Raw genomic sequence first — 790 nt, forward strand, 5'->3', positions numbered from 1 at the left:
TAAAAATACACCCCACCACTTAAATATAATTTCATTCTATGCTCATCATCGTATTTGTATTGATGTAATGCTCTAGCTGCATCAAGTTTTATATAATACTCATTAGCTTTATTATAAAGTACTTGTAAACCTACTGCATCTAAAAAATGCTCATCTGCTAATCTACTTCCTGAAGCTTTTTCATACCAAGCATAACCTACATCATAAAAAGGAGTAAAATAAAAATTAGTATTTGGTATATTTATTCTTATACCAAAGTTAGCTACTATGGTATTATCTCCATCCCCTTCTCCATTATCATAAGCTCTTACCCCATAAGCTCCACCTAAAGAGGAACTCTCAGAAGAATCTAATTCAAAATTCCCTAATACCTTTTGATAGTTTATATTTAAAGTATGCGTAATATACTCATTAATACTATAATAATTATTCACACTAGCATTGAGTTTTCTAAACCAACCAAAGCCTTTACCTCCACTTTTAGAGGTATCTCCAAATATAGTAGTGCCATCATCATATACTTTACCTATACTTACCTTAGCACTATAACTTAAGGTATTATTTTCAAAGCCTCTAAATAAACCTTCTAAACCTATACTACCTACATTAGAACTTTTATCAAAGGTTAAAAGATCTAAAGTTACATCACTAAGTATCTTATGATAAATACTAGAAGTAAAGTATAAAGATGAATTAGTATTAATCCATACAGGATAAGAAAAGTCTATACCAAAATTTCTTGAAGTACCACTAAAACCTAAACCTTCATAATCTCCACCTAAAGAATAAG

Annotated in this window: 1 pseudogene; it reads right to left on the reverse strand. The window is 29.6% G+C overall.

The window, feature by feature from the left end:
• Nucleotides 1–790 (reverse strand): annotated as a pseudogene (locus tag CAMP5053_RS08225) (ShlB/FhaC/HecB family hemolysin secretion/activation protein); the annotation flags it as partial.

Source organism: Campylobacter sp. S4:11 (assembly GCF_024723695.1).
Taxonomy (GTDB): domain Bacteria; phylum Campylobacterota; class Campylobacteria; order Campylobacterales; family Campylobacteraceae; genus Campylobacter_D; species Campylobacter_D jejuni_C.